The sequence below is a fragment of the Streptomyces sp. ID05-39B genome (assembly GCF_033794725.1).
Taxonomy (GTDB): domain Bacteria; phylum Actinomycetota; class Actinomycetes; order Streptomycetales; family Streptomycetaceae; genus Streptomyces; species Streptomyces bobili.
The window spans coordinates 43,735-52,245 of sequence record NZ_JARGEF010000027.1; the positions used below are offsets into that span (position 1 = coordinate 43,735).

Consider the following 8,511-nt stretch of genomic DNA (forward strand, 5'->3'; position numbering starts at 1 on the left):
TGGCGCGATATTAGGGTAAGCGCACCCGATGCAGTAAGCGCTTCCACCTTCCAGGGTGCTCAGCGCAAGCTGACGCCCTGACAAAGAGCAATCAGCGCTGCCAGGCCGATATCGGCCTGGCAGCGCTGATTGCCGTACTGATCAACGTGATGAAATCTGCTGCAACATGTCGCTTACCACCGGCACATAGAATGCGGTGATACCGGCCATGTTGGGATGCGTTCCCGACCCATCCGTGCCAGGGAAACCGTCGACCAGGTCATCGAATGTGTATTTCGCACGCTGAGCGTCATCGCGCGTATCGAACGTGGTGTCCCCGAAGATGTCGGCAATGGCGATGCCCCACTTGCGACAGGCCTGCAGGGTCACCTCGCGCAGCGCCACCTGGGTGCCCCAGTCCCGCGAACCGAGTTTGTGGGCGGCGACGTACACGATGCGGGCGGTCGGCCATTTCCGCTTCATCTCGTGCAGCGTCCTGTCCAGTTCGCCCGCGTAGGTGCCGATCGTGTAAGCGCGGTCCCTGAAGATGGACTGGGCGTCATTGGTGCCGCCGTCAAAGATGACGAAGTCCGGCGCGATGCCGGTCGACTCCTCGACCTGCACAAGTATCTGCCCGCCGGAAGCATGTGGGTCGGCACCGATGGTCGCGCCATTCCGGGCGAACTTCGTGAGGGTCATGCCCTCGCGCTCTGAAACGAGGTCCACAAAACTGTGCGGATATACATGTCCATACACAATACTGTCCCCGAAGGCGTAGATACTCTTGCCCGCCAACCCACTGTTCACATCATTCTCCCTGCAGCTTCGGTATTTCAGGATTGATTTTAGGCAGAACATTGACCCGTTGGGCGATCAGCGCGTAAATTGCAGCCATAGAAAGCGCTTACTTTCATGAAGTGGAGTGTTGACACATGAGCACAACCAACACCGGATTGCCCGGGGGCGTCGCCGTCTCGCATCTGTCGGTGTACGACTGGCCTGCCGCCGACGGGGCGTGCGGCGGCACCCCCCACATGCACCTGGCCTGTTCGGAGGCCTACGTCGTCACCGGCGGACGCGGGGCCGTGCAGACGCTGACCGCATCCGGGTACGAGGTCACTCCGCTCCAGGCCGGTACGGTCGCCTGGTTCACGCCCGGCACCATCCACCGGCTGGTCAACGAGAGTGATTTGCGGATCACGGTTCTGATGCAGAACAGCGGGCTGCCGGAGGCGGGGGACGCGGTCCTCACGTTGCCCGCGGAGTACCTGACCGATCCGGAGGCATACGCCCGTGCCACCGCCATCCCGGCCGACTCGCCCGAGGAGGAACAGGAGCGCGCCGCCCGCGCCCGGCGGGACCTCGCCCTGGAGGGCTACCGGGCACTGCGGGAGGCCGAGGGGCCGCAGGCCCTGGCCGCGTTCCACCGGGCTGCCGCCGCGCTGGTACGGCCCCGCATCGCCGAGTGGCGCGAGCGGTGGCGCCAAGGCGCGGAGGCCTCCGCCGCGGCCACTGGGGCGCAGCTCGACTGGCTGGAGCGGGGGGAGTCCCCCCATCTCGTGGATGCCGCCGTGAGGTCCGAACAGCCCGTTGCCCGTGGGAAGTTCGGGATGTGCGGTCGGCTCGACGTCTACCAGAACTGATGCCGGTGTGCGCTTGAGGCCCGGCAGCGTGCGCGGCCGGGCCGGCTCTCGCCTGAGGCCGGCAGGACGCCAGCGTCGGCAGAGGGACGGACGGGAGCCGACGGCCCGCGCCCACTCCGGCAGCGCCCGCCCTTGGTCACCGCTTGCGGCTGGGATGCTTGGTCGCGGGTGGTTCGCCCGTCGACTCCCGCCAGATGATGCGGAGGAGGGGTTCCTCCTTCGCCTCGGGCACCGTATTGAGCAACCCCGCGATCAGCTTGGACATGGCCGTACTGCCGAGTTGTTCGAGCTCCACGTCGACGGTGGTCAGGGACGGGGTCATGAACTGCCCGACCCCCGCGTTGTCCCAACCGGTCACGCTGAGGTCGCCCGGCACGTCCCAGCCGCGCTCCCGGGCGCCCCGGATGACGCCGGCGGCCACGAGGTCGTTGGCCGCGATCACCGCGGTCGGCCGCGAACGGCTCGGGAGCGACCGTATCGCCTCGATGCCGGACTCTCCCGACCAGTCTCCGTCGAAGACGCCGACGGACTCGACCCCGAGGCGTTCGACGGTATCCAGATAGCTGTGCCGGCGCGCCCTGGCGGAAGCGAACTGCGCGTCGCCCGCCACATGAAGAAACCGGGAGTGGCCGAGGGACGCCAAGTGCTCGATCATCCGCACTACGGGCGTGGCGTCGGCCAGCTCCCCGATGCCGCGCATCTCGTCGTCGAAGTCGGCCGAGATCACCACGGTCGTCCGCTGGTGCAGTTTGCGCTCCACCTCGGGAAGCACGGGAGCCAGGGAGAGAATCCCCTCGTACTGTCCCGAATCGGCGAGCTCCAGCAGTCGATCACTCCTCGCCCGTACGCCGCCTCCGGCGCTCACGACGTCCACGAAGTACCTCGCGGCGTGTGCTGTGGCGCTGGCTCCTGCCAGCATGCGTGACGGGTTGAAGGCCATGGCGGGCATGAGGATCGCCAGTCGGCCGGTCTTCCGTGTGCGCATCGACCGCGCCACCAGGTTGGGGCGGTAGTCGAGTTCGCGTATGGCCTTCTCCACGCGTTCCAGGGTCGCGGGCTTCAGCCCGCCGTTGAACCGCAGATACCGCGACACCGTCTGGGGTGACACACCGGCGAGTCGCGCCACATCGGTGATCGTAGGCCGTCGTCGCGCCGTGTCAGCGCCATCCATCCGCTTCCCCCACCTTCCGTCAACGTTCGGTGAAGTCAGAGACTACACACTCTTGACGCAAAAAGTGATCGTTCACTATGGTCCTCGCATCCCACAAAGTGAACGATCACTTTTTGGGTGACGCGTGGCCCGGGACGGGCCCGCACCACTGTGTGCCGATGCCGCCGCTCAAGGGAGCAGTGCCGTGAGCTCCATCAACGAACTACGCCGGCTGCGCGGGTCCCAAAAGGGCGCGCGACAGCAGAACAAGGTGGCGTTCTTCTTCCTACTGCCATGGTTCGTCGGGCTCTTCGGGATCACTCTCGGCCCGATGCTGGCCTCGCTCTACCTCAGCTTCACCAAGTACAACCTCTTGCAGCCGCCGCAGTTCAGCGGACTCGACAACTGGACGCGCATGGTCGACGACGAGCGTCTGCACAAGTCGCTCGAAGTGACGTTCAGCTACGTCCTGGTCTCCGTCCCTCTCCAACTGGCGATGGCCCTGGGGCTCGCCCTGCTGCTGGACAGAGGAGTGCGTGGACTTGCCTTCTACCGCTCCGTCTTCTACCTGCCGTCACTGATCGGCGGCAGCGTGGCGATCGCCGTCCTGTGGCGCGCGATGTTCGGGACCAACGGCCTTGTCAACGAGGCCCTGTCCCTCGTCGGTATCCAGGGGCAGGGCTGGATCTCGGAGCCGGGAACGGCGCTGTCGACCCTCGTCGTCCTGAACGTCTGGACCTTCGGCTCCCCCATGGTGATCTTCCTCGCCGGGCTGCGGCAGATTCCGACCTCCCTCTACGAGGCGGCCTCCGTCGACGGCGCGAAGCGCTGGCGCCAGTTCCACAGCATCACCATTCCGCTGCTGACACCCATCATCTTCTTCAACCTGGTGCTGCAGATCATCCACGCCTTCCAGACCTTCACCCAGGCCTTCGTGGTGTCCGGTGGCACCGGAGGCCCCGCCGACTCCACCCTCTTCTTCTCGCTGTACCTGTACCAGCGCGGGTTCGGCCACTTCGACATGGGTTACGCGTCCGCGCTCGCGTGGGTCCTGCTCCTCATCGTCGCGGCCTTCACCGCCGTCAACTTCTGGGCCTCAAAGTACTGGGTGTTCTACGATGACTGACCGCACCGCAGCCGTACCCCCCTCGCTGCCCACCCCCCGCCCCCACGCGATACGCCGGATCAGGCGCGCGGTGCGCGCCCCTCTCAAACACTGCCTGCTGGCTCTCTGCGCCCTGACGATGCTCTACCCCGTCCTGTGGATGGCGGTCAGCTCGCTGCGGCCCAACAACCAGATCTTCCGCAGCGCGGGACTCGCCCTGACGCACCCGCACTTCGAGAACTACAGCAACGGCTGGAACGCCTTCTCCCAACCGTTCAGCCACTACATGATCAACTCGGCGATCGTCGTGACCGGCGCGATCCTCGGGAACCTCCTCGCCTGCTCCCTGGCCGCGTACGCGTTCGCCAGGCTGGAATTCCGGGCGAAGCGCGTCTGGTTCGCCGTCATGCTCGTCACCATCATGCTGCCGATCCACGTGATCATCGTGCCGCAGTACGTCCTGTTCTCGGAGCTCGGCTGGGTCAACACGTTCCTGCCCCTGATCGTGCCGAAGTTCCTGGCGACCGATGCCTTCTTCATCTTCCTGATGGTGCAGTTCATCCGGGGCATCCCGCGCGAGATCGACGAGGCCGCACGGATCGACGGAGCCGGGCACGCGCGGATCTTCTTCTCCCTCATCCTCCCGCTCATGGTCCCGGCGCTGGCGACCACCGCGATCTTCACCTTCATCTGGACCTGGAACGACTTCTACACCCAGCTCATTTACCTGACCGACCCGGACATGTACACCACGCCTCTCGCACTGCGCACCTTCGTCGACCAGCAGACCGCGACGGACTGGGGCTCGGTGTTCGCCATGAGTGTCGTGTCGCTCGTACCCGTCTTCCTCGTCTTCCTCGCCGGACAGCGCTTCCTGCTGCGCGGCATCGCGACCACCGGCGGCAAGTAGCTGCGGGGGCCACTGCCGGACATGCGAGGCGACCGAGCCATGACCACTCGGGAGCACCGCAGCCATCAACCTGACCCACCCATCAGGCACAGGAGAACCACATGAAAGCCAGCCCCTTCAGACGCGTCACCATCGGAGCGGTCGCCTCACTCTCGCTCGCGCTGACCGCCTGCTCCGGCGGCGGCACCGGCGCCGCTTCCGACCTCAGCGACAAGCCGGTCACCATCCGCGCCACCTGGTGGGGAGCGGACGCCCGCGCCCAGCTCACCGACGAGGTCATCAAGGCGTTCGAGAAGAAGTACCCCAACATCACGGTCAAGGGCCAGTACAAGGACTGGAACGGCTACTGGGACGCGCTCGCCACGACGACCGCGGCCAAGGACTCTCCCGACGTCGTCCAGATGGACGAGCTGTATCTCGCGTCGTACGCGGACCGCGGAGCGCTGTACGACCTCGGCAAGGCCAAGAAGCTCCTCAACACCTCGCAGTTCGACGCCCAGGCCCTGGCCACCGGACAGGTCAACGGAACGCAGTACGCGCTTCCCGTCGGCGTCGGCGTCCTGTCAGTCCTCGTGAACACCGACCTGTTCAAGAAGTACGGCGTGAAGGTTCCCGACGACAAAACGTGGACGTGGGACGACTACGCCAAGATCGGGAAGGAGCTGACGGACAAGAGCGGCGGCAGGATCCATGGTGCGGCCGGCGCACCCGGCTTCTCCGCCGGCGATGTCAAGTACTGGGCTCGTCAGCACGGTGAAAACCTCTTCGACAAGGACGGCAACGTCTCGTTGAAGCCCGAGACGCTCGCCGGGATGTGGAAGTACGGTCAGGACCTGATCTCCTCGGGGGCCGGCGTCAAGGCGTCGACGATGGTCGAAGACCTGACGGCGGGTGTCACCGCCGGCAGCTTCGCCACCGGCAAGGCAGCCATGATGGGGGTGTACAACACCCAGATCACCGCAATTCAGCAGGCCGTGGGAGCCAATGTGCAACTGCTGCAGATGCCCCGTGTCGGCAACACCAAGGCGAACTTCTTCAAGCCCTCGATGTACTGGGCGGTCTCCAGCCAGAGCAAGCACCCGGCCGAGGCAGCCGCGTTCGTCGACTTCGTGCTCAACGACCAGAAGGCCGCCGACATCCTCAAGACGGAGCGAGGAATCCCCGCCAACAAGGAGATGCTGAAGCACCTCCAGCCGGGACTGGCCGGGACCGACAAGGCGGCAGCCGACTACATGAACGCCGTGACCCCGGGTGAGTCGCCGGTCGTGACCCCCAACGGCGGAAGCGGCATCGAACCGCAGCTGCAGCGCTACAGCCAGGAAGTCTACTTCGGGAAGACCTCGCCCGAAGACGCCGCGAAGGCCTTCATCAAGGAGCTCCAGGGCGAGATCGACGCGGCCAAGTGACCTCCTTCCCGGGGGCCGTCGCCTCTGCCACGGCCCCCGGGAGCCCCACGACATGTGGGTCAGGAACCAAGAGAGAGAACACACCCATGCCCAGCCCCCGGCCGCCGTACCGCGTGGCCATCATCGGCACCGGCGGTATCGCCCACGCGCATGCCGAAGCCCTCACCGAACTCTCCGAACGTGCCCGGCTGGTCGCCGTCGCCGACGTCGACCCCACCCGTGCCGCCGAGTTCGCCGACCGATTCTCCGTGCCACACGTCTTCAGTGACCCGCAGGCGCTGCTGGAGAGCCAAGACCTCGATCTCGTACACATCTGTACGCCCCCGCAGACACACGCACCCCTGGCATCCATGGTGATGCGGGCGGGCGTGACCGCCCTGGTGGAGAAGCCGACGGCGCTGAGCCTGCGTGAGTTGGACCAACTGGCCACGGTGCAGGAGGAGACGGGTTCCAAGGTACTGACCGTCTTCCAGCACCGCTACGGCGCGGCGGCGGTACGCCTGCGACGGCTGGCCACGGCCGGCGCGCTGGGCCGGCCACTGGTCGCCACCTGCGAGACCCTCTGGTACCGGCCCGACGCGTACTTCGAGGTGCCGTGGCGGGGACGCTGGGACGTCGAGGGAGGCGGTCCCACGATGGGACACGGCATCCATCAATTCGACCTGATGCTGTCGGTCCTCGGCCCCTGGTCGCTGATCACCGCACTCGCCGAACGCCAGGCCCGGCCCACGGACACCGAGGACGTCTCGATCGCCGCCGTCCGGTTCGGCAGCGGAGCCCTCGCCACGGTGGTCAACTCCCTGCTGTCCCCCCGGGAGACCTCGCGCCTGCGCTTCGACTTCGAATACGCCACGGTCGAACTCGAGCACCTCTACGGCTACAGCGAGGAGCACTGGCGGTTCACCCCGGCCCCCGGCCACGAGGAGCTCTCGGACCTCTGGGCCGACCGTGACGAGCCGGACATCACGAGCGGCCACAGGCTCCAGATCGAGGCCGTGTTCGATGCCTGGGAGAATGGACAGGAACCCGGCGTCTGTCTGCAGGACGCGCGTCGCACACTGGAGTTCGCGGCGGCGACGTACGCCTCGGCCTTCCGCGGTGTCCCCGTCGCAGCGGGCGAACTGACCGCCGACGACCCGTTCGCGGTCAGCATGGACGGCGGCGCCGTGCCGTGGGAACCGGTCAAGGAGGCCCTCGTATGAACGCTCTTGAGATCCGCCACGACCTGGGTACCTCGGTCACGGTCCGCGACGGCGGCACCGAGTTGTTCCGCTACGTGTACCAGCCGGACACCGTCCAACTGGAATCGCCCAAGCCCTACATCCATCCCCTGCGCACCCGGGCCGGCAAGGCGGTCAGCCTGTTCCGTCCCCACGACCACGTGTGGCACAAGGGCATCGCCTGGTCCCTGCCCCACGTCGGCGAGCAGAACTTCTGGGGCGGTCCCACTTACATCCACGGACGCTTCTACGTCCAGCTGGAGAACAACGGAACCCAGGCCCACCGCCGGGTCGTCGACCTGGACAGGGCCGACGGAACGGCGACGTTCGCCCACGACCTGGACTGGACCACCCAGTCCGGCGCGCTGTTCTTCACCGAACGCAGGACGCTGCGAGCGAGTCTGATCTCACCGCACGCCTGGGCGTTGACGTTCGAGACACGGATGACGAACGTCTCCGGAACGGACGTCGCCATGGGATCGCCGACCACCAAGGGGCGCGAGAACGCCGGCTACGGCGGCCTGTTCTGGCGAGGCCCGCGGTCGTTCACCGGCGGGCAGTTCGTGACCGAGGAAGGTCTGGGTGGCGACGAGGTCCGCGGGCGGCGCATGGAGTGGATGGGTTTCGCCGGACGCCACGACGAGACGGACGCACAGTCGCTCGTGCTCATGGTCGACGACGCGGCCAACCCGAGTCACCCGCCGCAGTGGTTCGCCCGGACCGAGGAGTTCGCCTGCCTCAATCCGGCACCGTTCTTCAGCGAGGAGCTGACCGTCGAGGACGGCGCGACCGTGCGGTTCCGCTACGGCGTCGGGATCGCCGATGCCAACGCGAACGCGGCTCCCGCACTCGCCGACGCGGTACGCCGGGCGCTCACACGGTCGGACACGCCGTCCTCAGAATCCTCTTCAGGGCGCTTCGCGACGGGGTGAGCCGACCCTGCTCGCTATGCAAGCCCCCGGCGTGCACTCCCCGCTCACCAGGGAGTGCACGCCTTCCTCCCCGTTATGTTCTTCGCGGTCCTGCAAGAGGGCCGCTGGCCTCCGGGCCCGGCATGACTGTGTCCCCCTGTCGAACGGATGACCTGGGGGGTGGTGT

8 protein-coding genes are annotated in these 8,511 nt (G+C 66.6%); 6 read left to right on the forward strand and 2 right to left on the reverse strand.

The features are described 5' to 3' along the window. Positions 1-141: 141 nt before the first annotated feature. Positions 142-786 (reverse strand): SGNH/GDSL hydrolase family protein, encoded by a 645-nt coding sequence (locus tag P1P75_RS09465; RefSeq protein WP_319253476.1) that lies wholly within the window; start codon positions 784-786, stop codon positions 142-144. Between the two features lie 125 nt (positions 787-911). Here P1P75_RS09465 and P1P75_RS09470 point away from each other — a divergent pair, with 125 nt between their 5' ends. Next, complete coding sequence (locus P1P75_RS09470; protein ID WP_319253478.1) at positions 912-1,622, forward strand: cupin domain-containing protein; 711 nt, start codon at positions 912-914, stop codon at positions 1,620-1,622. Positions 1,623-1,758: 136 nt separating this feature from the next. On the opposite strand, the gene P1P75_RS09475 is transcribed toward P1P75_RS09470, so the two are convergent. Then, positions 1,759-2,748 (reverse strand): LacI family DNA-binding transcriptional regulator, encoded by a 990-nt coding sequence (locus tag P1P75_RS09475; RefSeq protein ID WP_319253480.1) that lies wholly within the window; start codon positions 2,746-2,748, stop codon positions 1,759-1,761. Positions 2,749-2,977: 229 nt separating this feature from the next. Here P1P75_RS09475 and P1P75_RS09480 point away from each other — a divergent pair, with 229 nt between their 5' ends. From P1P75_RS09480 to P1P75_RS09500, 5 genes are all read left to right on the forward strand, one after another. Continuing rightward, positions 2,978-3,898, forward strand: coding sequence for a sugar ABC transporter permease (locus P1P75_RS09480; protein WP_319253482.1), 921 nt, complete (start codon positions 2,978-2,980; stop codon positions 3,896-3,898). After that, the gene (locus tag P1P75_RS09485) at positions 3,891-4,787 is read left to right on the forward strand and encodes a carbohydrate ABC transporter permease (protein WP_319253485.1); all 897 of its coding nucleotides are present in this window, start codon (positions 3,891-3,893) and stop codon (positions 4,785-4,787) included. Before P1P75_RS09480 ends, P1P75_RS09485 begins: the two co-directional genes overlap by 8 nt. A gap of 101 nt (positions 4,788-4,888) precedes the next feature. Further along, positions 4,889-6,193, forward strand: a complete 1,305-nt coding sequence (locus tag P1P75_RS09490; RefSeq protein WP_319253487.1) for an extracellular solute-binding protein — start codon at positions 4,889-4,891, stop codon at positions 6,191-6,193. An 86-nt stretch (positions 6,194-6,279) separates the two neighbouring features. Beyond that, on the forward strand, positions 6,280-7,395 hold the full coding sequence (locus P1P75_RS09495) for a Gfo/Idh/MocA family oxidoreductase (protein ID WP_319253490.1): 1,116 nt from the start codon (positions 6,280-6,282) through the stop codon (positions 7,393-7,395). Beyond that, complete coding sequence (locus P1P75_RS09500; protein ID WP_319253492.1) at positions 7,392-8,345, forward strand: PmoA family protein; 954 nt, start codon at positions 7,392-7,394, stop codon at positions 8,343-8,345. The genes P1P75_RS09495 and P1P75_RS09500 overlap by 4 nt, the downstream gene beginning before the upstream one ends. Positions 8,346-8,511: the final 166 nt, after the last annotated feature.

What these genes read in the sequence shown, in the direction of transcription:
- P1P75_RS09470 (WP_319253478.1), top strand. Translation starts at nt 912, where the DNA reads ATGAGCACAACCAACACCGGATTGCCCGGGGGCGTCGCCGTCTCGCAT.
- P1P75_RS09485 (WP_319253485.1), top strand. Translation starts at nt 3,891, where the DNA reads ATGACTGACCGCACCGCAGCCGTACCCCCCTCGCTGCCCACCCCCCGC.
- P1P75_RS09490 (WP_319253487.1), top strand. Translation starts at nt 4,889, where the DNA reads ATGAAAGCCAGCCCCTTCAGACGCGTCACCATCGGAGCGGTCGCCTCA.
- P1P75_RS09495 (WP_319253490.1), top strand. Translation starts at nt 6,280, where the DNA reads ATGCCCAGCCCCCGGCCGCCGTACCGCGTGGCCATCATCGGCACCGGC.
- P1P75_RS09500 (WP_319253492.1), top strand. Translation starts at nt 7,392, where the DNA reads ATGAACGCTCTTGAGATCCGCCACGACCTGGGTACCTCGGTCACGGTC.